This window comes from Herbiconiux gentiana, from assembly GCF_024978135.1.
Classification (GTDB): Bacteria; Actinomycetota; Actinomycetes; order Actinomycetales; family Microbacteriaceae; genus Herbiconiux; species Herbiconiux gentiana.
The window spans coordinates 447596-469615 of sequence record NZ_JANTEZ010000002.1; the positions used below are offsets into that span (position 1 = coordinate 447596).

Annotated in this window: 20 protein-coding genes; 7 read left to right on the plus strand and 13 right to left on the minus strand. The window is 72.8% G+C overall.

From position 1 onward, the window contains the following. Positions 1-2: 2 nt before the first annotated feature. Both NVV95_RS05830 and NVV95_RS05835 read right to left on the minus strand, forming a co-directional pair. Positions 3-1718 carry an AMP-binding protein gene (locus tag NVV95_RS05830; protein WP_259485598.1) on the minus strand — a complete coding sequence of 572 codons (1716 nt, stop codon included), beginning with the start codon at positions 1716-1718 and terminating at the stop codon, positions 3-5. Positions 1719-1747: 29 nt separating this feature from the next. Continuing rightward, positions 1748-2773 carry a ketopantoate reductase family protein gene (locus NVV95_RS05835; RefSeq protein WP_259485599.1) on the minus strand — a complete coding sequence of 342 codons (1026 nt, stop codon included), beginning with the start codon at positions 2771-2773 and terminating at the stop codon, positions 1748-1750. A 132-nt stretch (positions 2774-2905) separates the two neighbouring features. Here NVV95_RS05835 and NVV95_RS05840 point away from each other — a divergent pair, with 132 nt between their 5' ends. From NVV95_RS05840 to NVV95_RS05850, 3 genes are read left to right on the plus strand one after another with little or no spacing between them, the layout of a single operon-like run. Next, on the plus strand, positions 2906-5509 hold the full coding sequence (locus NVV95_RS05840) for a carboxylate--amine ligase/circularly permuted type 2 ATP-grasp protein (RefSeq protein ID WP_259485600.1): 2604 nt from the start codon (positions 2906-2908) through the stop codon (positions 5507-5509). 1 nt (position 5510) lies between these two features. Then, entirely contained in the window at positions 5511-7301 is a 1791-nt protein-coding gene (locus NVV95_RS05845) for an N-acetylglutaminylglutamine amidotransferase (protein WP_259485601.1), read from the plus strand. After that, positions 7298-9166 carry a S9 family peptidase gene (locus NVV95_RS05850; RefSeq protein WP_259485602.1) on the plus strand — a complete coding sequence of 623 codons (1869 nt, stop codon included), beginning with the start codon at positions 7298-7300 and terminating at the stop codon, positions 9164-9166. Before NVV95_RS05845 ends, NVV95_RS05850 begins: the two co-directional genes overlap by 4 nt. Before the next feature lie 73 nt (positions 9167-9239). Here NVV95_RS05850 and NVV95_RS05855 read toward each other — a convergent pair whose 3' ends face one another. Next, the gene (locus NVV95_RS05855) at positions 9240-10427 is read right to left on the minus strand and encodes an MFS transporter (RefSeq protein ID WP_259485603.1); all 1188 of its coding nucleotides are present in this window, start codon (positions 10425-10427) and stop codon (positions 9240-9242) included. A 405-nt stretch (positions 10428-10832) separates the two neighbouring features. On the opposite strand from NVV95_RS05855, the gene NVV95_RS05860 reads away from it, so the two are divergent. The 3 genes from NVV95_RS05860 to NVV95_RS05870 all read left to right on the plus strand — a co-directional run bounded on the left by NVV95_RS05860 (position 10833) and on the right by NVV95_RS05870 (position 13107). Beyond that, complete coding sequence (locus tag NVV95_RS05860) at positions 10833-11825, plus strand: glutathione S-transferase family protein (protein ID WP_259485604.1); 993 nt, start codon at positions 10833-10835, stop codon at positions 11823-11825. Positions 11826-11903: 78 nt separating this feature from the next. Then, positions 11904-12338 (plus strand): nuclear transport factor 2 family protein, encoded by a 435-nt coding sequence (locus NVV95_RS05865; RefSeq protein ID WP_259485605.1) that lies wholly within the window; start codon positions 11904-11906, stop codon positions 12336-12338. Between the two features lie 52 nt (positions 12339-12390). Next, on the plus strand, positions 12391-13107 hold the full coding sequence (locus tag NVV95_RS05870) for a helix-turn-helix transcriptional regulator (protein ID WP_259485606.1): 717 nt from the start codon (positions 12391-12393) through the stop codon (positions 13105-13107). A 33-nt stretch (positions 13108-13140) separates the two neighbouring features. On the opposite strand, the gene NVV95_RS05875 is transcribed toward NVV95_RS05870, so the two are convergent. The 6 genes from NVV95_RS05875 to NVV95_RS05900 form a co-directional block, all read right to left on the minus strand. Next, positions 13141-13992, minus strand: a complete 852-nt coding sequence (locus NVV95_RS05875; RefSeq protein ID WP_259485607.1) for an ABC transporter permease — start codon at positions 13990-13992, stop codon at positions 13141-13143. Next, a complete protein-coding gene (locus tag NVV95_RS05880) occupies positions 13979-15028 on the minus strand; it encodes an ABC transporter ATP-binding protein (RefSeq protein ID WP_259485608.1) in 1050 nt (349 codons plus the stop codon). Before NVV95_RS05880 ends, NVV95_RS05875 begins: the two co-directional genes overlap by 14 nt. Next, positions 15025-16170 (minus strand): LolA family protein, encoded by a 1146-nt coding sequence (locus NVV95_RS05885; RefSeq protein WP_259485609.1) that lies wholly within the window; start codon positions 16168-16170, stop codon positions 15025-15027. Before NVV95_RS05885 ends, NVV95_RS05880 begins: the two co-directional genes overlap by 4 nt. A gap of 106 nt (positions 16171-16276) precedes the next feature. After that, positions 16277-16555, minus strand: a complete 279-nt coding sequence (locus NVV95_RS05890; RefSeq protein WP_259485610.1) for a hypothetical protein — start codon at positions 16553-16555, stop codon at positions 16277-16279. Between the two features lie 43 nt (positions 16556-16598). Then, entirely contained in the window at positions 16599-16805 is a 207-nt protein-coding gene (locus NVV95_RS05895) for a hypothetical protein (RefSeq protein WP_179546643.1), read from the minus strand. 82 nt (positions 16806-16887) lie between these two features. Further along, positions 16888-17430, minus strand: a complete 543-nt coding sequence (locus NVV95_RS05900; protein WP_259485611.1) for a 2'-5' RNA ligase family protein — start codon at positions 17428-17430, stop codon at positions 16888-16890. Positions 17431-17511: 81 nt separating this feature from the next. Here NVV95_RS05900 and NVV95_RS05905 point away from each other — a divergent pair, with 81 nt between their 5' ends. After that, positions 17512-18198: a calponin homology domain-containing protein gene (locus NVV95_RS05905; protein WP_259485612.1), complete on the plus strand. Its 687-nt coding sequence runs from the start codon at positions 17512-17514 to the stop codon at positions 18196-18198. Positions 18199-18225: 27 nt separating this feature from the next. Here the strand turns inward: NVV95_RS05905 and NVV95_RS05910 are convergent, their stop codons facing one another. From NVV95_RS05910 to NVV95_RS05925, 4 genes are all read right to left on the minus strand, one after another. After that, on the minus strand, positions 18226-19245 hold the full coding sequence (locus NVV95_RS05910; protein WP_259485613.1) for a helix-turn-helix transcriptional regulator: 1020 nt from the start codon (positions 19243-19245) through the stop codon (positions 18226-18228). Beyond that, on the minus strand, positions 19242-19370 hold the full coding sequence (locus NVV95_RS05915; protein ID WP_259485614.1) for a hypothetical protein: 129 nt from the start codon (positions 19368-19370) through the stop codon (positions 19242-19244). Before NVV95_RS05915 ends, NVV95_RS05910 begins: the two co-directional genes overlap by 4 nt. An 81-nt stretch (positions 19371-19451) precedes the next feature. Next, positions 19452-20660 carry an ROK family protein gene (locus NVV95_RS05920; protein ID WP_259485615.1) on the minus strand — a complete coding sequence of 403 codons (1209 nt, stop codon included), beginning with the start codon at positions 20658-20660 and terminating at the stop codon, positions 19452-19454. Then, positions 20657-22003 (minus strand): ABC transporter substrate-binding protein, encoded by a 1347-nt coding sequence (locus NVV95_RS05925; protein WP_259485616.1) that lies wholly within the window; start codon positions 22001-22003, stop codon positions 20657-20659. The genes NVV95_RS05920 and NVV95_RS05925 overlap by 4 nt, the downstream gene beginning before the upstream one ends. Between the last annotated feature and the right edge of the window lie 17 nt (positions 22004-22020).

The window sequence follows — 22020 nt, forward strand, 5'->3', positions numbered from 1 at the left end:
GGTCAGTCGGACGTGCGCCGTTCGCGGAACTCGCCGGCGGGCTGCTCGCCGCGCGCGAACGCCTCCTCTTCGCGCTGCCGCAGCTCGACCCGGCGGATCTTGCCCGAGATCGTCTTCGGCAGCTCGGCGAACTCCAGTCGCCGCACCCGCTCGAACGACGACAGCGTCTCACGGGAGTGGGCGAAGATCGCGTCGGCGGTCTCGATGCTCGGCTCCCAGCCGGCGGCGAGGGTCACGTAGGCCTTGACGAGGCTGTGCCGCATCGCATCCGGAGCCGGCACGACCGCCGACTCGGCGACGGCCGGGTGCTGCAGCAGAGCGCTCTCGACCTCGAACGGCGAGATCTTGAAGTCGGAGGACTTGAAGATGTCGTCGGTGCGACCGACGAAGGTGATCGTGCCGTCGCTCGCGCGCTCGGCCACGTCGCCCGTGCGGAAGTACCCGTCGGCCCGCGCCGCGGCCGTGCGCTCGTCGTCGCCGTAGTAGCCCGACATCAGGTTCGCGGGCTCCTCCGAGAGGTCGAGGCAGATCTCGCCGAGCTGCACGCCGTCGTCGGCCGGGGAGGGCTCGCCCGAGACGGGGTCGACGATCGCGATCGCGACACCCGGCAGCGCCTGCCCCATCGCGCCGGGCACCACGGCAGCGCCCGGCGGGTTCGCGATGATCGCGGTGGTCTCGGTCTGGCCGTAGCCGTCGCGGATGGTCAGGCCCCAGGCCTCCTCGACGGCGCTGATCACCCCGGGGTTCAGCGGCTCGCCGGCCGAGAGGATCTCGGTCAGCGCGCGGGGCTTCCGGCCGAGATCGCTCTGGATGAGCATCCGCCACACCGTCGGAGGCGCGCAGAAGGTGTTCACCCCGGCGCGGTCGAGCTGACCGCGCAGGGCGGGCGCGTCGAAGCGGGAGTAGTTGTAGACGAACACGGTCGCCTCGGCGTTCCACGGCGCGAAGAAGCAGCTCCAGGCATGCTTGCCCCAGCCCGGCGAGCTGATCGCCAGGTGCGTGTCGCCCGGCTGCACGCCGAGCCAGTAGAGCGTGCTGAGGTGACCGACCGGGTAGGACTCGTGGCTGTGCACCACCATCTTCGGCTTCGAGGTCGTGCCCGAGGTGAAGTAGATCAGGCACGGATCGCCCGAGTCGACCACGACGGTCGGGCTGATGCCCGGAGCGTCGACCGACTCGGCGTAGTCGATCCAGCCCTCCGGCACGGCCTCGGGGTCGGCGCCGACGACGATCGGGGTGAAGTCGCCCGGCACCTCGTCGAACTTGCCGATCTCCGCCACGTCGGCGATGACGTGGGCGATGTCGCCGCGCTCGATCCGGTCGGTGAGGTCGGCCGGCGAGAGCAGGGTCGTGGTGGGCAGGATGACCGCCCCGAGCTTCATCACGGCGAGCATCGACTCCCACAGCTCGACGCGGTTGCCCAGCATGAGCATGACGTGGTCGCCCTGCTCGACACCCTCGCCGTGCAGCCAGGCGGCGACCTCGTCGGACCGGGCGCGCATCCGGTCGAAGCTGACGACCAGCTCGCTGCCGTCCTCCTCGACGATGTGCAGCGCCGGACGCTCGTTGCCGATCGCGATCTCGTCGAACCAGTCGACCGCCCAGTTGAAGTGCGGCCCCACGTCGGGCCAGCGGAAGGCGGAGCGGGCGGCGACCGCGTCGGTGCGGTGCTCGATCAGGGTGTCGCGGGCGGCCCGGAAGCTCTCGGTCGGGTTCATGGATCCAGTCTGGCGCACCCGCCGGGGCGTCAGGCCAGCAGCAGGGTGATGTTCTCCGGCGAGCGCTCCAGTTCGCCCGCCTCGATGCGGCGGGCGAGCTCCACCACGCGTTCGTTGGCGGGGGCGCTGCCGCCGCGCTCGCGCTGCACGTCGACGACGAGGCCGTTGATCTCGTGCACCTCGTTGCGGCGGCCCTTCATCCAGTCCTGCAGTGACGTGGTGCGGGTGGTCGGCGAAGAGAAGCGCCGCAGCACCTGCTCGAAGAGCTGCTCGGCAAAGACCTCGGGGTTCGTGAGGTCGGCGTCGGTCATTCCGAAGATGGGGCGGAGCGCGACCCCCGAGTCGACGGCGGCCTGCGCCGCCTCGGTGCCGCAGCGCAGCATGAACTCGTACATGCCGGGCACCTGGATCGCCTTGGCGAGCTCGAGGTCGAGGATGGCCGAGGGCACGAGCTCGGCGGCGTTGACGATCAGCTTGCCCCACTTCGAGGAGCGGATGTCGTCGGAGACCTCGACGGTGCCCGCGTGCCTCAGCACCTCGGCCACCTCGTGCTCCCGCCCGATCACGGCGGGGTGGATGCCCCCGATCGCGAACCAGGCCTCCTCGGGCGGGGTCTCGCGGTTGCAGACGCCGGGCTCCCACATGTTCGAGGCCACCTCGATGACCGCACCGACGGCTCGCTCCGGGCCCATCACGTCGGCGATGTCGTCGACCGACATGCCGTTCTGCAGGCCCACGACGAGGCCGTCGGGCTTCACCAGCGGTTTGATCAGCTCGCAGGCCCACCGGGTGTCGTACGCCTTCACCACCACGAAGACGAGGTCGAAGGGCTCACGGAGGGTGGCGACCTCGAACAGGTCGTAGGCCGTGACCGCCGTGTTCTCCGTGCGGTCGGGCATCCTCACCGTGATGCCGTGCTCGCGCATCGCCGCCACGTGGGCCGGCCACTGCTCGATGAAGGTGACGTCGTGGCCGGCGCGGGTGAGGTCGGCGGCGATCGCCGCGCCGTTCGCTCCGGTGCCGACGAAGGCGATTCGGGGATTGTCGATCGACATTGATCTGCTCCATCTGTTCAGCTGGACTGCACGATGTTCAACGCTACTACAATCATGACCGCTCGAACCGGCTCATGTTTCGATCAGTCGACGATTCGGGCCGCGGGCCGGAGACCCTCGTAGGGTGAGCCCATGGCAGCGGAGTTGACGCTTGGCGCAGAGGAAGAGCTCCATCTCATCGATCTCGAGAGCGGGAAGCTGTCCGCACGGGCGCCGCAGATCCTGTCGCGGCTGCCGGCCGAGAACTACTCGGCGGAGATCCAGCGCACCACGGTGGAGACGAACACCGACGTGGTTTCTACCCTCGACGGGCTGCGGCAGGAGATCCTCCGGCTGCGCCGGGGCGTGATCGAGGCGGCGGCGCCCGACGGGGTCGGCATCGCCTGCGTGGGAACGGCACCCCGGTCGGAGTTCGCCGACTTCGAGCTCACGACGACCGGGCGCTACGGCCGCATGCAGGAGCAGTACCGGTTGCTCGTCGACGAGCAGCTGATCTGCGGCACCCAGATCCACGTCGGTGTCAGCGACCGCGACCTCGCCGTCGACATCGCGCAGCGGGTCTCCCGCGACCTGCCCGTGCTGCTGGCCATCTCGGCGAGCTCCCCGTACTGGAACGGCCTCGACACCGGCTACTCGAGCATCCGCTCGATCATCTGGCAGCGCTGGCCGAGCGCCGGCGCCACCGGCGACCTGGGCTCGGCCGCCGAGTACGACGAGCTGCTCTCCGACCTGATCGCCACCGGGGTGATCGCCGACTCGAAGATGGCCTACTTCGAGGTGCGTCCCTCCTCGCACGCGCCGACGCTCGAGCTGCGGGTGTGCGACGCCTGCCCGATCGTCGACGACGCCGTGCTCATCGCGGGGCTGTTCCGCGCGTCCGTGCGCGCGGCCGAGCTCGACATCGAGGCGGGCCGGCCCTACCACCCCGTCCCGGCCCCGATCCACCGCGCCGCGATGTGGCAGGCCGCGCGCAGCGGGCTCACCGGCGACCTGCTCGACGACGGCCCGCACCCGCGCCCCACCGCCGCCGCCCACGCCGTGCGGCACCTGATCCGGCGGCTGCGGCCCCAGCTCGAGGAGCTCGGCGACTACGTGGAGGTGTCGGCCCTCGCCGAGACGCTGCTCGCCCGCGGCAACTCCGCCGACCGGCAGCGGGCCGCCTTCGCCGAGCGGGGCGACATCGACGAGGTCGTCAAGCTCGTGGTCGACGAGACGCACGGCCCGGCCGGAGGAATCCCGCCCGCCGTGCCCGCCCTGCGCACGTATCGCACCCGCGCGGGCGACGAGGCGGTGGGCCCCGGGTCGCGCCCGCGCCCGGCCTACGAGCAGCTGATCGCGTACTTCGAGGGCCTGAGCCCCGAGCGGGTGGGGGCGGCCCGTTCCGCGGCACGCACCTGGACGAGCGAGCACGGCCTCACCTTCACGGTCGACGGCGAGGAGCGCCCCTTCGAGGTCGACCTGGTGCCCCGCGTGATCAACGCGCACGAATGGTCGCAGATCACCGCCGGGCTGACGCAGCGCGCCCGGGCGATCGAGGCGTTCCTCCGCGACGTCTACGGCGAGCAGCGCATCGTCGACGACGGCGTCATCCCCCGCGCGGTGATCGAGAGCAGCCCGGGCTGGATGCCGTCGGCCCGCGCCCTGCCGGCCGACGTCACCCGGTCGGCCGTCTTCGGCTTCGACCTCGTGCGCAACGAGTTCGGCGGCTGGCGTGTGCTTGAGGACAACGTGCGCAACCCGAGCGGCGCCGCCTACGCGGTCGCCATCCGCCGCCTGATGGACGAGGTCGCCGACGGCGCTCCCCGCCCGGCCGCGATGCTCGACCCCGAGCGCGTCTTCGGCTCGTTGCGCCGCACCCTGCTGGCCGGCGGGCGGGTGGCCGGCGGCCTGGCCCCCGACGCCGACCGGGCACCCCGCGCCGCGCTCGTGTCGAGCGGCCCGGGCAGCGGCGCCTGGTTCGAGCACCGGATGCTCGCCCAGAGCGCAGGCCTCACCCTCCTCGAGCTGTCCGAGCTCGCCGTGCACGACGGCCTGGTGGTGGTGGCGGCCGACGACACCGAGCTGGATGCGCTCTACCTGCGACTCGACGGCGAGCTGCCCGACGCGGTGGTCGACGGCGAACCGATCGGGGCGCGCATCCTGGAGGTGGCCGCCGCCGGGCGGGTCTTCCTCGCCAACGCCCCCGGCAACGGCATCGCCGACGACAAGGCGATGTACTGCCACGTGCCCGCGCTGATCGCCTACTACCTCGACGAGCGGCCGCTGCTCGAGCAGGTGCCGACCTACCGCACGAGCGACGAGTCGGAGCGCCGCACCGTGCTCGAACGGGTCGGCGAGCTCGTCACCAAGCCCGTGGACGGTCACGGCGGCGAGGGGGTGCTGATCGGCCCGGCCTCCGGCGCCGCCGCGGTGGCCGAGCGCCGGGCGGCGATCGCCGCCGACCCCGAGGTGTGGGTGGCGCAGGAGGTCGTGCCGCTGTCGTCGCACCCGACCTTCGCCGACGCCGCCCCGGCGGCGCCCGGAGCGGAGGCCGCCGGGGTGCCGGTGGCGGCACTCGAGCCGAGACACGTCGACCTGCGGGTCTTCGTCTACGCCACCGGGGAGGGCGAGCACGGATTCGAGGTCGCGGACCTCGCACTCACCCGGGTGGCTCCCGCGGGCAGCATGGTCGTCAACTCCTCCCGCGGGGGCGGGTCGAAGGACACCTGGATCACGGCGGAACCCGGGAGGGCCTGAGATGTGCGGCCTCGCGGGTGAGCTGCGCTTCGACGGGCGGAGCGCCGACCTCGGCGTGGTCGATCGCATGACGGCCTGCCAGGTGCACCGCGGCCCCGACGGCAGCGGACTGTGGTCGAACGGCCGGGTCGCCCTCGGCCACCGGCGGCTGTCGATCATCGACCTCTCGGCCGCCGGCGGCCAGCCCATGGTCGACGCCCCGCTCGGGCTGACCGTGGTGTTCAACGGGTGCATCTACAACCACCGGCAGCTGCGCGCCGAGCTCGAGGGCAAGGGCCACCGCTTCTTCTCCACCTCCGACACCGAGGTGATCGGCAAAGCGTATGCCGAATGGGGCATGGATTGCGTCGACCACCTGCTCGGCATGTTCGCCTTCGTGATCGTCGAGCACGCGTCGGGCCGCGCGATGCTCGCCCGCGACCGCCTCGGCATCAAACCGCTCTACCTCGACGAGCGGCCCGGGCGGCTGCGCTTCGCCTCCACGCTGCCGGCGCTGCTCGAGTCGGGCGACGTGGACACCTCCATCGACCGCACCGCGCTCGAGCAGTACCTCAGCTTCCACTCGGTGGTGCCCGCGCCCCGCACCATCCTCGCCGGGGTCACCAAGCTGCCGCCGGCGACGGTGCGGATGATCGAGCCCGACGGCCGCGCATCCGAGCATCGCTACTGGGAGCCCGCCTTCGAGCGCGACCCGGCCAAGGCCGGCTGGAGCGACGAGGACTGGCAGGAGGCGCTGATCGGCGGTCTCCGCACCGCGGTGGAGCGGCGCATGGTCGCCGACGTGCCGGTCGGCGTGCTGCTGTCGGGCGGGATCGATTCCAGCCTCGTGGTCGCCCTGCTCGCCGAGGCCGGCCAGAGCGACCTGGCCACCTTCAGCATCGGCTTCGACTCCGCGGGTGGCGAGTCGGGAGACGAGTTCGAGTACTCCACGCTGGTCGCCCGGCACTTCGGCACCGATCACCACCGCATCTCGATCGACTCCTCGCGCCTGCTGCCGGGCATCGACGGAACGGTCGCGGCGATGAGCGAGCCGATGGTCAGCCATGACTGCGTCGCGTTCTACCTGCTCTCCGAGGACGTCTCGGCGTCGGTGAAGGTCGTGCAGTCGGGCCAGGGCGCCGACGAGGTGCTCGGCGGCTACGACTGGTACCCGCCGCTCGCCGGTGTGCCGCGCGACGAAGCCGTCGAGGCCTACTCGCGGGTCTTCCTCGACCGGCGGTGGCCCGAGCTGCAGCTGCTGCTCGGTCCGGCCTGGCGGGATGCGACCCGGCCCGACAGCGCGACCGCGTTCCTCGCCGAGCAGTTCTGCCGGCCCGGGGCCGAGACCTCCGTCGACGCGGCGCTCCGCAACGACACCACCGTCATGCTGGTCGACGACCCGGTGAAGCGGGTGGACAACATGACCATGGCCTGGGGCCTGGAGGCCCGGGTGCCCTTCCTCGACCACGAGTTCGTCGAGCTGGTGGCGCAGATCCCGCCCGAGCTGAAGCTCTCCGACGGCGGCAAGGGGGTGCTCAAGCGGGCGGCCCGCGGACTCGTGCCCGACGCCGTGATCGACCGCACGAAGGGCTACTTCCCGGTTCCGGCCATCCGTCAGCTCGAGGGGCCCTACCTCGAGCGCGTGCGTGCAGCCCTGCTCGACCCGGCGGCGCGGGAACGCGGGCTGTTCGATCCGGCTAGTGTCGAACGGATGCTCGCCGATCCCAACTCCGTCCGCACGACCCTCGGCTCCAACGCCCTGTGGCAGCTCGCGCTGCTCGAGATGTGGCTGCAGGAGCACGGCGTCCGATGAGGGCGGCCGCGACTGCCGCCGACGGCCGGCCGGGTGGCTCGGGCGACGCCTCCGGGCTCGCCGCGGCCCTCGTGGGCGCGTGGGGCAGCTGGGGGCCCTCCATGACGCCCGACGCCGCCCGGGTGGCGTTCATCAGCGATCGCGGTGGGGCCCCCGAGGTGTGGGTGCAGGACGTGGTGCTCGACGGCCCGCGGGGGCCGGCCACGCGCATCCGCTTCACCGACGACCCGGTGATCTCGGTCAGCTGGTCGGCCGACAGCGCGTGGCTCGCCTGCGCGGTCGCCACCGACGGAGGGGTGCGCACGCAGGTCTGGGTGGTGCGCCCCGACGGCAGCGACGCCCGGCGCATCTCGGGGTCGCCCGAGCGGCACGTCGAGCTGGGCCCCTGGACGAGGAGCGGCCACCGGGTCGTGCTCACCGTGCCCTCCACCGAGGTGGGCGAGCCGACACGCGCCTGGCTCGCCGACCCCGCGACCGGGGAGCTCGACCTGCTGGCCGTGGGCGAGCTCATCCATGTGCTCGACCTGTCGACGTTCGAGCGGATGCTCGTGCTGCGCGACGGGCAGCGGGGCCACGAGTTCTGCGTGGTCGTCGACCGCGAGACCGACACCGACCATGCCGTTCTGCCGCACCCGGCCCGGGGCGCGACCGACCGGGCGTTCATCCGCCCCTCGCCTCCCGGAGCGGCGGCACCCGCCGTGGTCTACGCCGCCACCGAGGTGGGGCTGCCCCGGTTGCAGCTCGTCGCCGCGCCGGTCGACCCCGACGACTGGAGCCGCCCCACCCGGGTGCTGGCCGCGCGCGACGACGCCGAGCTCGAGGGGCTCGACGGCGACGACGAGGGGCGACTGCTGCTGCTGGTGTGGAACGTCGCGGGCCGGAGCGAGCTGGAGCTGTTCGACACGCACACCGAGACCTCGGTTCCGGTGCCCGGGCTGCCCGGGGCCGTGGCGACGAGCCCGGTGCTCAGCCGGGACGGTTCGAGCGTGCTGCTCGCCGTCGAGGGCCCGCTGCGGCCGCGGGAGCTCTGGCACCTCGACACGGCGACGCTGGCCTGGACCAGGGTCTCCGACGTGCCGGCGCTGCCCGCCGTGCCGCTGGTGCAGCCGAGTCTCGAGCGGTTCCGCTCGCTCGACGGGCTGGAGATCACGGGCTGGCTGTACCGGGCGCCGGGAAGCGGGGCCGAGGGCCCGGCCATGCTGCACCTGCACGGCGGCCCGGAGTCGCAGGAGCGGCCGACGTTCAGCCCGCAGCATCAGGTGATGGCGGCGGCGGGCATCATCGTGTTCGCGCCGAACGTGCGCGGCTCGTCGGGCTTCGGGCGCGAGTTCGTGCACGCCGACGACGTGCACAGGCGCCAGGGCGCCTTCGACGACGTGACGGCGGCGGCGCAGCACCTGATCGGCATCCAGGCGGCCTCGGCCGGCCGGATCGCGGTCACGGGCCGCTCCTACGGCGGGTACCTGACGCTCGCCGCGCTGGCGTTCACCCCCGGGGTCTTCGCCGCGGGTGTCGACGTGTGCGGTATGTCGCACCTGCTCACCTTCTACGCCGAGACCGAGCCGTGGATCGCCGCGGCCGCCGTGACGAAGTACGGGCATCCCGACCACGACAAGAAGTTCCTCCGGTCGATCTCACCGCTGGCGAAGGCCGAGCGGATCGACGTGCCGCTGCTCGTGGTGCACGGCGAGCTCGACACGAACGTGCCGATCGGGGAGGCGCACCGGATCGTGGCCGCGCTGCGGGAGCTCGAGCGGCCCGTGGAGTACCTCGAGCTGGCGGGTGAGGGGCACGAGTACCGGCGGGCGTCGTCGCGGCTCGCGCTGATCGAGCGGATGCGCGGCTTCCTGCTGCGCGTGCTCTGAGGCGTCGGGCGCCCGGCTGCGCTCGGGGCCGCTCGGTGCGGCTCCGCGGCCCGGCTGGGCGGCCGGGCTCGGCTCAGGCGACGGATGCCCGTCGGGGCATACGCAGCGCGAACAGTGCCGCCGCCCCCATCAGGATCGCGGCCGAGGCGAAGGCCGCCTCGTAGCCGAAGGCGTCGACGAGCAGCCCGGCGGCGAGCGGTCCGACGATGGCACCGGCATCCGCCACCGCCTGGAACACGGCGACCGGTTGCCCGCCCCGGGCCCCGGCCGCGTCGCCCACCGCGGCGGCGGGTGCCGTGCCCATGAACGCCGCCGCCACCCCGTAGACCGACAGCAGCGCGATCAGCAGCCAGATCGACGACACGAGCGGGATGGCGATCATGACCAGCGCGCCCACCGCGAAGGCGCCGATGATCGCGGGCTTGCGCCCCACCGTGTCGACGAAGCGACCGGCCGGAGCGAGCGCCAGCGTCTGGGCGACCGCAGCCACGGCGAAGGCGACACCCGTGACGGCGGGCTTCTCGTGCAGCACCTCGACGACGAGCACCGGGACGAGGGCGCTGCGCACGCCCATCGCCGACCAGCCCTGCGCCAGGCTCGCGAGCAGCGCCGACTGGTAGCCGCGGTCGCGGAGCACCTGCCGGAAGGGCCGTGGCGGCTCGGGAACGGCGTCGGGATCGCGGGTGCGGCGCTTCAACAGCGCGAAGCCGACCGCGCCCGCCACCACGAGGGTCGCGGCGTAGAAGAAGAACGGCGCGTGCAGCGAGATGCCCGACAGCAGGCCGCCGACGGCCGGACCGGCCATGCCGCCGATCAGGAAGCCGCCCTGGTAGAAGCCGACCGCGCGGCCGCGCAGCGCCGGGTCGGTGGTGGCGAGCAGCAGCGTCATCGCGGCGACCGAGAACATGGCCGAGCCGATGCCGCCGGCCCCGCGCAGCAGCAGCACGGCGGGGTAGTTGTCGGCGAGCCCCACCAGGGCGCTCGACAGGGCGACGATGCCGATGCCGACCGCCAGCACGACACGTTCGCCGAGCAGGTCGATCAGCCGGCCCACGAAGGGGTTCGCCACGAGGCGCATCACGGCGAAGGCCGAGACGACGGCGCCGACCTCGAGATAGCCGACGCCGAAGCTGCGCACGTAGACGGGCAGCACGGGCACGACCACGCCGAAGCCGAGCATCACGAAGAAGGCGATCACCCCGAGCACCAGCACGTCCCGCGGCAGTCGGGCGAGACGGGGACGATCGGTGGTGCGGGTCACCTGAGAAGCGTAATCGCCATTCGCGGTGGGCCGGCCGGGGAAGGGGAGGTGGTGCGAGCGGCGGCATCGGGTCTGCCAGGGTAAAAGCCGTTCGCACCACCTCGTCGGCACCGGGGGATGCCGGGGACGGCGCCTCGGGTGAGGAGGCGGCACGTCCGGTTGGGGGGTGATGAGCACGTTACCGACCCCCCGACGCGATGTCCACAGCGCCCGACGGGGCCTCCCCGGGCATCCGGCCGGCAGTGGCTCGCTCGGCATTCGTTAGTGCTGATCTGGCATTTTCCTGCGACGCCCGGACCGCCGCGACCCCGATTCCTTGGGCGGTCCTGCGCTGTTCTTGAGCGAAAACTGATGCACTCCTCACGGTCGCGGGCGACCCCGGCCGAGGGGGCCTAGGGTTCGATCATGAGCTACGTTCAGCCCGGGGAGTTCACCCGCGACACCGCCTACATCGAGGACCGCATCACCCGGGACGGCCGAGACGGCTGGCCCGTGGAGTCCGGCCGCTACCGCCTCGTCGCCGCGCGGGCCTGCCCCTGGGCCAACCGCACGGTGATCGTGCGCCGCCTGCTCGGCCTCGAGTCGGCCATCTCGCTCGGTCTGCCCGGCCCGACCCACGACGAGCGCAGCTGGACCTTCGACCTCGACCCCGACGGGCGCGACCCGGTGCTCGGCATCGAGCGCTTGCAGGAGGCCTACTTCGCCCGCTTCCCCGACTACCCGAAAGGCATCACCGTGCCCGCGATCGTCGAGGTCTCCAGCGGGATGGTCGTGACGAACGACTACCCGCAGATCACGCTCGACTTCTCCACCGAATGGACCGAGTTCCACCGCCCCGGCGCCCCCGAGCTCTACCCCGAGCGCCTCCGCGACGAGATCGACGCCCTGAACGCGGAGATCTTCCGCGACGTCAACAACGGGGTCTACCGCGCGGGCTTCGCCGGGTCGCAGAAAGCCTACGAGCGGGCCTACGACGCCCTGTTCGAGCGCCTCGACGTGCTGAGCGAGCGACTCGGCCGCCAGCGCTACCTCGTCGGCAGCACCATCACCGAGGCCGACGTGCGCCTGTTCACCACTCTCGCCCGGTTCGACGCCGTCTACCACGGGCACTTCAAGTGCAACCGACAGAAGCTCAGCGAGCTGCCGGTGCTCTGGGCCTACGCCCGCGACCTCTTCCAGACTCCCGGCTTCGGCGACACCATCGACTTCGCGCAGATCAAGGCGCACTACTACGTGGTGCACCGCGACATCAACCCGACCGGCGTCATCCCGAAGGGGCCGGATGCGCGGGGATGGCTGACTCCGCACCACCGCGAGGAGCTCGGCGGCCGCCCCTTCGGCGACGGCACGGCCCCGGCCGACCCGCCCCCCGGCGAGCGGGTGCCCGCCCTGGGTTGATCGGACAGCTCGCCAGACGACCGACACCGCCAGAACACCGACACACAGCTGTCGCCGAGGGCGCGCATCCTGGATCGCATGACACTCAGGAACGACGCCTTCCCCACCGACAGCCCCACCGCCACCGCCCCCACCGACACTGCCCGTGACGCTCTCGATCGGTGGCTCGTCATGTGGAACTCCGACGGCGAGCTCGCACGGCAGCTCTGCGCCGACGACTTCCGCATCCGCTTCGCGGTGACCGAGACCGACGGGTCGACGCCGGCCGACGACATCCGCACCGCCGAGGAGTTCGTGCGGTACCTCGCCTGGTGGCACCGGGAGCACCCGGGTGTGGTGTTCACGCGGCTGTCCTCCGCCCTCGACGGCGAGCACGGCCGGCTGATCTGGGACATGGAGGCCGGTGACGTGCGGCTCGGCGGGGTCGACGTGTTCGACTTCGCGCCCGACGGGCGGGTCAGCCGGGTGTGGTCGGTGGGCGGCCAGCGCAGCCTGCGCACCGAGGAGGGCTGACGGGCACCGGGCGAGCCGGTGCGATGTCGGTCGTCGCTGGGAGACTGGCGCCATGAAACGAGCCGAAAGGCAGTACGCCCTCGTCGACCTGCTCCGGGCGGCCCGGCTGCCGCTGTCGGCCGCCCGGCTCGCGGCCGAGCTGCAGGTCTCGCGGCGCACCATCGAGCGCGACATCGGCGCGCTGCAATCGGCGGGCGTGCCGATCTACGCCGACCACGGCGTGCGAGGCGGGTACTCCGTGCTGCGCGAGTACTCGCTCCCGCCGCTCAACCTCACGGCGGCCGAATCCATCGCCACCCTCGCCGGGCTCGCCCTGCTCGAGACTTCGCCCTACCAGGGGGCCGCGCGCCGGGCGCGCGCCAAGATCGACGCGGTGATGAGTGACGAGCACCGGGGCTCGGTGCGGCAGATGCTGCAGACGATGCACACCATCGAGACCGCCTCGCCCTCCGACGAGACGGTGCCGTTCGGGCTGCTCTCCGACGTGATCGCGGTACGGCGTGTGGTGCACCTCGGCTACCTCGGCGAGCACCCCGACGGCAGCACCGATCACGGCAGTCGCACCGAGCGCGACGTCGAGGCGCTCGGGCTCCTGCGCGCGGGCGACGCCTGGCTGATGATCGGCTGGTGCCGGCTGCGCGGGGCGATCCGCGGCTTCCGGGTCGACCGCATCGTGGCGCTGAGCATCCTCGACGAGGTGCCGCCCGAGCGCGATCCGGCCCTGCTCGAGGCCGACCTGGCGCAGTGGCCGACGCGGCGACTCGCCTGAGCGCGCCACGGGTTTCCAGGAAGGCAGGGGCTCCTAGGAGAGCACGTCCTTCGTGGCGAAGCGGGCGTAGGCGAGGGCGCCGAAGATCGCGACGTAGGCCAGCTGCAGCCAGGCGTTGCCGGCGAACGAGCTCCAGTCGATGGGCTGGCGGAGGAGGTCGGCGAAGTCGAGCCAGTGGTAGCTCGGCAGGAACGGGTGCAGCAGCTCGGTCTGCGAGAGCTGGCCGAGCACCTGCGAGAGGATCGCCACGACGACCGTGGCGGCCATGGCGCCGACCGGGGCATCCGTCAGCGTCGAGATGAAGAGGCCGATCGCCGCCAGGCCGAGGAGACCGAGCGCCACGTAGACCGAGATGAGCAGGGCGCGCAGCAGTGCCTCGCCCACGTCGACCGTGTCGCCCGAGAGCAGAGTGACGGGGCCGATCGGGAAGAGCACTGCGCCCGCGAGGAGGCCGGCGACCGACACGGTGAGGGTGGCGGCGAGGCAGAACACCACCGCCGAGGCGAACTTCACCACGAGCAGGCGGATTCGCCCGACCGGCGAGACCAGCAGATAGCGCAGCGTCCCGGTCGAGGCCTCCCCCGACACCGAGTCGCCGGCCACGACGCCGACCGTCAGCGGAAGGAACAGCGGGATCGAGACCACGAGCGCGGTCATGCCGACGAAGAGGCCGTTCTGGCTGATCCGGTCGAGGAACGCGGGGCCGCGCCCGTCGCCGCCGGTCACACGGATGGCCACCGCGATCAGGATCGGCACGGCCGCCAGCGCGCCGAGCATGGCCTGGGTGCGACGACGGCGGAAGAGCACGCCGAGCTCGCTGAGGAAGAAGCCCCAGCCGAGGGCCCGCCGGGACGAGCGCACGGCGGTCGGGTCACTGGACGACATCGAAACCCTCCCCGGTGAGGGCGACGAAGCTGTCCTCGAGCGAGGGGCGGTCGACCGCGACGCCGCGCACACGCACGCCGGCGCCGACGAGTGCCGCCACCACGTGCTCGGGCGCGAGCCCGTCAGGGAACGGCGCGACCAGGGCGGTGTCGCCGTCGGCGGTGGGGCCGTGCGGCGCGTCCACCGCGCCGTCACGGGCGGCGGCGCCGTCAGGAGCGGGGGCGCGGTCGGGCGCCGGGGAGCGGTCGGGCGCCGTCGCCGCTGTCACCACGAGGCCGAGGGGTGCCAGCGTGCTCACGGCGAGCCGCGCATCCGGAGCCGCCACCGCGAGGTGCAGCGTCGCCTGGCCGGCCGCGCGCAGCTCGTCGATCGTGCCCTGCGCCACCAGGCGGCCGCCGCGCATGACGCCGATGTGGGTGCACATCTGCTCGATCTCGGCGAGCAGGTGGCTCGAGACGAAGACGGTCGTGCCGGTCGAGGCCAGCGAGCGGATCAGCCCCCGCACCTCGCGGGTGCCCTGCGGGTCGAGGCCGTTGGTGGGCTCGTCGAGCACGATCAACTGCCGAGGCATCAGCAGCGCGTTGGCGATGCCGAGCCGCTGCTTCATGCCGAGCGAGTAGGCGCGCACCTTCTTGCCGCCGGCCTGCGTGAGGCCGACCCGGTCGAGGGCCTCGGCCACGCGGGCGCGGCGGGTCGTGCGGGGCGCCCAGCCGTCGGCCGCGTCCAGCCGCGCGAGGTTGGCGGCGCCCGAGAGGAAGGGGTAGAAGCCCGGGCCCTCGATCAGCGCGCCGACGTCGGGGAGCACGGTGCCGAGGCGGTCGGGCATCCGCTCGCCCAGCACTGAGATCTCGCCGGCCGTCGCGCTGGCGAGCCCGAGCAGCATGCGGATCGTCGTCGTCTTGCCCGAGCCGTTCGGCCCGAGGAAGCCGAAGACCGCCCCCGCCGGAACGTCGAGGTCGACCCCGTCGACCACCGTCTGGCGGCCGAAGCGCTTGGTCAGGCCGCTCGTGCGGATGGCGGCCGGGGCCGCCGTCACTCGGCCGGGGTCGCGGGGGCGGTCGCGGCGCCGCCGGCGGGTGCCGCCGCGGCGGCCGCCTGCAGTGCGTCGGCCGGAACCGCTCCGGCGAACACGCGGCCGTCGTCGGTGAGCAGCACCGAGACGAGTGTGGTCTGCAGCACGCTGCCTCCGTCGACCTTCGTGGTCAGCTGCGAGAACAGCGGCGACGAGGTGAGCTCGGCGGTGTCGGTGCCGACCGGCAGCTCGACCACGCTGCCCCAGCCCTCGCCGGTGACGACGGGCTCCGGATGCGCGGCCGAGGCATCGGGCGCGTCGCTCTTCGTCGGCAGGGCCTTCTCGGTCACCGTCGTGCCGTCGGGGGCGCTGAAGTCGAAGAGCTCGGCCGACGGGGTGTCGAGCGAGAGCGACGAGAAGCCGACCTCGAACGCCGGGCTGGAGGCTCCGCGCGCCAGCACCTCGACCTGCAGCGGCATGCCGGTCTCGGAGTCGACCGCGATCGAGACCGAGCCGACCAGGGTGGTGTCGGTGCGCGGGGTGAGCACAAGGTCGTAGGCGTCGCGTCCGGCGACGGAGGTGTCGGCGCCGAGCGAGACGTCGGTGGACGGGTCGACGGCGGTGAGGAAGCGCTGGGCGACGTCGGCCGGGGTGGGGACGGTGCCGGGGGTGGCGGCGCCCTCGTCGCTCGAGTCGTCGCTGCGGGTCGGGAGCGTCGTGTGCACCGCCGAGTCGTCGCTGGAGTCGTAGAGCCAGACGTCGTCGCCGTTGCGCACGACGTCGCGCTCGGCCAGCTGGTCGAGCACCTGCACGCGCAGCTTGTCGGAGCCGTCGGCGTAGACCCGGGCCTCGTGGCTGCCCGTGAGCAGCTCGAGCGCGGACTCGGGCGAGAGGCCCCGGTCGGCCGCGGTGCCACTGCCGTCGGAGCTGCCGCCGGTCGAACCGCCGAAGCCCGACAGGTCGGGCAGGCCCAGCTCGGAGCTCTGCTCGACCGTTCCCGAGAACGTCTGCACGTCGGCCTGGGCCGCGAGCTCGAGCACCTGCTCGGGCGTCTTCTCGGGCAGGTCGGCCGAGGCGGAGGTGGCGAGCACCCCTCCCGCCACGACCACGGCGACGACGGCCGGGGCCGCGATCGCGACCGCCCAGCGCTTCTGGTTACGAGCCATCTGGCATCACTTCTTCCGAGGAACCGACGGCCGTCTGCTGCGCAGCCGCTCCGGTCAGCTCACGCTACGCCGCGGAACCGTGAGTTGGCTCCGATTCCCGGAGCTCTCAGGCGTCGCGTTCGGCGTCGTCGCCGAGGTCGGCCGCCAGCTCGTCGGCGCTCAGGCGATCGCCCGGGCTGGGCCGGCGGAACGGGGTCGATTCGGCGTGCATCCGCTGCTCACCGGCCGCGCGGTCGGCATCGGGATCGTCGACCGCCGCCTCGTCGTCGACGTCGGACGCGGTGTCGTCCAGCGGGTCGCCGGCGAGGTCACGCTCCCGTGCGGCCTCGTCGGCCTCGGCATCGCGCGGATCGCCGACGGGCAGGAAGGGCTCAGAGCTCGACATGAGCGGATGCTCGCACCCTCCGGTTACGAACGGGTGAACAATCTCAGATGCTCCACCCGGCGGACCCGCTGGACCGCACGTGATGGCTCACGCCTGCCGCCGCCTGGCCGTCGGTGTGGCCGCGACCGGGGACGTCACGAGGATCGAGCCGTTCGGAGTAGTCGCCCGTGCGGCGCCGGCGGAGGCCCTGCGCCGTGCCGATGCCCGCGACCAGGGCGCCGAGCGCCCCGAGGATGATGAGGAACCACATGGGGTCTCCCTTCGTCGAGGTTCCACGCTAACCGGCACTGGGCGACAGCTGACGATCTCGGAGGGCACTCAGAGGCTCGGCCTCACTCCAGCGGCGTGACCGTCGCGGTGTCGGCGTTCCAGTGGCGGAGCGCGACGATCTGGGCGGGGATGTCGGGGCCGAGCAGGGCGAGCGCGGCCGGGACCTGCTCGAGGCGGAGGCGGCGGGCGAGCGTGACGTGCGGCGTCCACTCCCCGGGGCGGGTGTGCGGAGCATCCTCACCGGGAACGGCAACAGAACCGCCGGGGTGGGCGAGGTGGGCGTGCACCGCCGCGTGCAGCGCCAGCAGGCCCGCGCTCGGCAGAACCGAGCGCACGAGCACCCGCCGGTCGCCCGCGCCGAAGAGCATCGGCGCCCCGAGCACGACCGGCAGCGGCAGCAGCGACGCCACCTCCTCGGGCAGCGCGAACGGCCCGAACCCGCCCTCGGCGGGCCGCACGGCCAGCGTCAGGTGCGGGGCGTTGCTCGCCGAGGTGTGCGCCGCGAGACTCGACATCCCGGCCGCGGCGAGCGCCGCCCACTCCTCCCGCACCGCCGCCTCCGCGGCCGCGTCGAACACGGCCTCCACGCTCACCACCGTCGCCATCCGCCCACCGTATGCCAGGCGCCGGCCGCACGGGAAAGGACGCCGTTCGGAGAGCGCGGCCGGGGGCCCTATTGTCGGAGCATGGTCACGATCGTCATCCCGTGGAGGCCGCAGCCCTCCCGCCTCGCCGCCTTCGACGCGGTGATCGCCTGGTACCGCGCGGAGCTCGGCGACGTGCCGGTGCTGATCGTGGATTCCGAGGACGAGGTGTTCAACCTGGCGCGCTGCCGCAACCTCGGGGTGGGGCGGCTCGCCGACCCCGACGAGGTCGTGGTGATCGGCGACGCCGACACCATCCCCGAGGGTGCGGCGCTGCGCGAGGCGATCGCCGCAGCGGCCACCTCGGGCCGCGTGCACCTGCCCTACACCGAGTACCGCTGGCTGGGCGCGGCCGGCACGGCGCAGCACGCTGCCGGGGTGCCGCTCGACGACTGCGACCACGAGGTCGTGCGCGGAGCGTGCTCGGGCGTGTACGTCACCACCCCCGCCACCTGGGCGAGCCACGGCGGGCAGGACGAGCGGTTCCGCGGCTGGGGATTCGAGGATGCCGCCTGGCACGTCGCCCACGAGACGCTGCTCGGCGAACCGCCACGGCGGCACGAGGGTCGCGTCTACGCGCTGCACCACGTCGCCGAGCTGCGCGAGGGCCCGAACTACGAGGCGAACGCGGCGCTGATGGCCCGCTACCGCGCCGCGGCCACCACCCCCGACGAGATGCGCCGCCTCCTGAGCGGCGAGCCCCACCCCGAGGCGCAGCCGGTCGAGTAGCGGGACCCGAGCCGCGACCGGTCGGCCTCAGGCGCTGAGGGTCTGGCGCGGGAGCTCGCCGTAGGCGGCGCGGTACTGCTGCGCGAAGCGGCCCAGATGGGCGAAGCCCCAGCGCCGTGCGACTTCGGCGACCGCCACGCTGTCGCGACTTCCGGCGGCGAGGTCGTCGTGGGCGCCCGAGAGTCGCACCGTGCGGAGGTAGCCGGTGGGGGTCGTGCCGAGGCTCCGGCGGAAGGCGGCGTTGAGGGCTCGGACGCTGATCCGGGCGGCAGCGGCGACGTCCGACGTGGTGACGGGCTCGGGAGCATGGTCCTCGATGTACCGCACGGCTCGCCGCAGGGTGGCCGACAGCACCGCGCCGCCCTGGGCGCGGTCGGTGCCCGGATCGGTCGGGAAGATCAGCGATGCCGACGCGAGCAGGGCGTCGGCCGCCGCACCGCGGATCAGGTCGCTGCGCAGCAGCGCGGGGTCGCTGAACACGCTGGTCGCGTAGTCCAGGGCGTACCGGAGGTGCAGCGCGTGGGCCGGGCTGAGCGGCTCGAGGCGCTCGGGGCGGAATCGCGCGGAGCCGGGCTCCGTGCCGGCCGAGCGGGCGAGGGCGTTCAGGTCGAGGTTCGCCAGCACGAGCTGCGACCCCTCCGGCCACGACACGGGCTCCCGCCGCCGCACGAGGAACGCCTGCGCCGACGCCGACGCCTGCGCCGACGCCGACGTTGCCGACGACGCCACCATCGCCGCGGCGGGCCGCGACTGCCCGTGCCGGAGGTGCCCGATGCTGACGACCCGGTCGAAGTCGAGCGACAGTTCCACCGGGCGCGCGGCCTGGAGCCGGGCGAGCGCCACCCGCTCGTCCGCCGTGACGTGCTGCCGGAACTCGAAGGCCGACGCGGCGACCGACGAGGACGAGTCGCCGGACAGCGACCCCGACCCCGATCCGAACCCGAACCCGACCGAGACGGGCCGGATGCGCCCCCGAGCGAACACCCGCGACAGCAGCGCCTCGGCCTCGGGCACCGACCGGGCCGTGTGCGCCTCGTCGACGATCACAGAAGCGGCTCGTCGGGCAGAGCTCCCAGCCGCGGGCCGGCGGAGTCGGTGCCGTACTCGAGCTGCCAGAGGACCTCGCTGTCGTCGCCGAGGGAGTCCCCCGGGTCGATCGGTGTGCTGCTCATCTCGGCCTCCGTCGTCGCTCCCGGTCATTCTGCTACGCAGTCGCGCCAGGGATTCGGAGCGCTGACCCGAAAAAGTTGCCGCTATCCGGAAAACGTCGGCTGGAACTCCTGCCGCACCGCGGCGCGGATGACCGAGGCCGCCGCTCCCCGCGCCCAGTCCTCGAAGCTGTGCGCCCGGGTCACCAGCACGCAGTCGGCCGCCGCTCCGAAGGCGTGCGCCGCGAAGGTCGAGCGGATGGCCCGCTCGTACAGCTCGAACTCCGCCATGCCCTCGCCCGCCACGAGCACCGTGTCGGGCCCGGTGAGGTTCGCCACGACGGCGAGCGCCGCCCCGATCGCGGTGCCCGCGCGGTCGAAGGCCGCCACGGCGCCGGGCACACCCTCCCGCGCCAGCGCGGCGGCCTCGGCGAGGGTGAGGCGGGGAGCATCCGTCACCGTGCGCACCGCCCGCAGCACCGCCCCCGACGAGGCCACCGCCTCGACGCAGCCCCGCCGCCCGCAGACGCAGACCGCGTCGAGCGACGCCAGCGGCAGGTGACCGAGCTCGCCGGCGACCCCGTGCGCGCCCGACACCACGTCGTCGTTCAGATAGAGCCCGCAGCCGATGCCCGAGCCGATGGTCACGACCGCGAACGAGCCCGAGTCGCGGCCCACACCGAACCAGTGCTCCGCGATGGTGAGCGCCCGCACGTCGTTGTCGACCCGCACGGGCACGCCGAGCCGGGCGGCGAGCGGATGCGCGAGCGGCACGCCCCGCCAGCCCAGCAGTGGCGAGTCCCGCACGATCCCGGTCGCGGCGTCCACGTCGCCCGACACGGCGACACCCAGCCCGATCAGCCGATCGACCCGGTCGCCGAGCAGCCCCCCGAGCTCCTCGGCGACCTGGGCGACCGCCTCGACGACGGCCGCCGGATCGGTCGAGCCGAGCGGTCGCCGCGCCACGTGCAGGATCGCGGCGGTCATCCCCGTGGCGACCCCGATCACCTCGTCGGGGTTCACCTTCACGCCGAGTACCAGCCGGGCCGACGGCACCACCCGCAGGGGGTGCACCGGCCGGCCCGGCGCCGCCCCGGTCAGGGCGGCACCGGCCAGGGGGCGGTCGACGGCCACGATGCCGTCCAGCAGCAGGGGCGCCACCGTCTTGGTGACGGCCGCCTGCGAGAGTCCGGTCTGCCGGCCGACGTCGACCCGGCCGATCGGCCCGTGGGTGAGGATGCGCGTGAAGATGTCGACCGAGGCCGGCGTCCTCAGCGTCAGCCGCGCATCCTCACCCGTGCCGGAGGCGATCACCCGGCCAGGATCTCTTTCGACGTCGCCGCCATCTCGGGGAAGACGTCGTCGTCGCGCTCGTGCGTGAAGAACGCCTCCATCAGCGGCTGGATCGTGGTGCCCATCTCGGAGCCGTTGGCCGAGGGGAAGGCGGGGTAGATCCAGCCGTTCTTCGCCGCGTCGACGAAGACGCCGAGGTCGACGCCCTTGCTCAGCTGGTCGGCCGCGACCGCGTCCATGGCGCCGGGGATCGACGGGAAGAACGAGCCGCTCTTCAGGGCCGCCTTGGTCTGGCAGTCCTCGGAACCCATGTAGGAGATCCACTTCCAGGCGTTGTCCTTGTTCTTCGACCCGGCCCAGAGCTCGTTGCCGTTGGAGTTCGACATCATCGAGCGGGTGGTGCCGTCGGGGCCGAGCACGGTGGGCGCGATGCCGACCTTCAGGCCCGGCAGCTGCGCGAAGGTGGTCGCCGACCACGATCCACCGGAGGCCATGGCCACCTTGCCCGAGCCGAGCTGCTCGGTGTCGCCGATCGTGAACTCGCCGAGCTTCGGGGCGATTCCGCGGTCGGAGAGGCTGCGCACCCAGTCCATCGTCTTGATGAAGTCGGGGTCGTCGTAGCGGAACTTCGTCGCCCAGGCCGCCGGCTCACCGATCTTCCAGCCGGTGGTCGAGATGATCGGGTTCCAGGTGGTCTGGCCGATGTAGTCCTCGGTGCCGAGGTTGCCGATGCCGTAGGTGGCGACCTTGGTCTTGTCGAAGCCGGGCTCGTCGCCGCGCACACCGTTCTCGTCGATGGTCAGGTGCGTGGCGATCGTGTCGAAGGTGCCGCCGTCGTCGGGGTTCCAGGTCATCGAGGCGATGTCGTCGGCCGTGTAGCCGGCCTGGGTCACCATGTCCTCGTTGAAGTAGATGGCGCTGGCCGCCCAGTCCAGGGGCAGCGCGTACTGCTTGCCGTCGGTGTACTTCCAGTTCTCGACGCCCACGTTGAACACGCCGAGGTCGTAGTCGCTCTTCGCGATGTAGTCGTCGAGGGGCTCGAGCTGCCCCTGCTTGGCGTAGGCGTCGAAGAACTGCACGCTGTTCTGGAAGGCGTCGGGCGCGTTGCCGGCCACGAAGCCCGCGGTGAGCTTGGTGAAGTAGTCGTCGACGCCGTACTGCGAGATGTTCACGGTGACGCCGGGGTTCTCCTCCTCGAAGCCGGCCAGGCACTCCTTGTACGACACGGCCTGCTTCTCGTCCCAGGTCCACCAGTTCACGGTGCCGCCGGCGGAGTCTCCCCCGCCGCCTCCCGCGGAGCAGGCGGCGAGCGGTGCGGCCAGGGCCAGCACGGCCAGGGCGGGGATCAGTCTTCTCGTTCTCATGGTTCCTCTTCGATCAT

Excerpts from the sequence above, each read along its gene's own strand:
- NVV95_RS05890 (WP_259485610.1), bottom strand. The coding sequence starts at position 16,555 with ATGTCGAGCTCTGAGCCCTTCCTGCCCGTCGGCGATCCGCGCGATGCC.
- NVV95_RS05865 (WP_259485605.1), top strand. The coding sequence starts at position 11,904 with ATGACACTCAGGAACGACGCCTTCCCCACCGACAGCCCCACCGCCACC.
- NVV95_RS05870 (WP_259485606.1), top strand. The coding sequence starts at position 12,391 with ATGAAACGAGCCGAAAGGCAGTACGCCCTCGTCGACCTGCTCCGGGCG.
- NVV95_RS05925 (WP_259485616.1), bottom strand. The coding sequence starts at position 22,003 with ATGAGAACGAGAAGACTGATCCCCGCCCTGGCCGTGCTGGCCCTGGCC.
- NVV95_RS05875 (WP_259485607.1), bottom strand. The coding sequence starts at position 13,992 with ATGTCGTCCAGTGACCCGACCGCCGTGCGCTCGTCCCGGCGGGCCCTC.
- NVV95_RS05835 (WP_259485599.1), bottom strand. The coding sequence starts at position 2,773 with ATGTCGATCGACAATCCCCGAATCGCCTTCGTCGGCACCGGAGCGAAC.
- NVV95_RS05845 (WP_259485601.1), top strand. The coding sequence starts at position 5,511 with ATGTGCGGCCTCGCGGGTGAGCTGCGCTTCGACGGGCGGAGCGCCGAC.
- NVV95_RS05905 (WP_259485612.1), top strand. The coding sequence starts at position 17,512 with ATGGTCACGATCGTCATCCCGTGGAGGCCGCAGCCCTCCCGCCTCGCC.
- NVV95_RS05885 (WP_259485609.1), bottom strand. The coding sequence starts at position 16,170 with ATGGCTCGTAACCAGAAGCGCTGGGCGGTCGCGATCGCGGCCCCGGCC.
- NVV95_RS05830 (WP_259485598.1), bottom strand. The coding sequence starts at position 1,718 with ATGAACCCGACCGAGAGCTTCCGGGCCGCCCGCGACACCCTGATCGAG.
- NVV95_RS05915 (WP_259485614.1), bottom strand. The coding sequence starts at position 19,370 with ATGAGCAGCACACCGATCGACCCGGGGGACTCCCTCGGCGACGACAGC.
- NVV95_RS05840 (WP_259485600.1), top strand. The coding sequence starts at position 2,906 with ATGGCAGCGGAGTTGACGCTTGGCGCAGAGGAAGAGCTCCATCTCATC.
- NVV95_RS05850 (WP_259485602.1), top strand. The coding sequence starts at position 7,298 with ATGAGGGCGGCCGCGACTGCCGCCGACGGCCGGCCGGGTGGCTCGGGC.
- NVV95_RS05900 (WP_259485611.1), bottom strand. The coding sequence starts at position 17,430 with ATGGCGACGGTGGTGAGCGTGGAGGCCGTGTTCGACGCGGCCGCGGAG.
- NVV95_RS05895 (WP_179546643.1), bottom strand. The coding sequence starts at position 16,805 with ATGTGGTTCCTCATCATCCTCGGGGCGCTCGGCGCCCTGGTCGCGGGC.
- NVV95_RS05860 (WP_259485604.1), top strand. The coding sequence starts at position 10,833 with ATGAGCTACGTTCAGCCCGGGGAGTTCACCCGCGACACCGCCTACATC.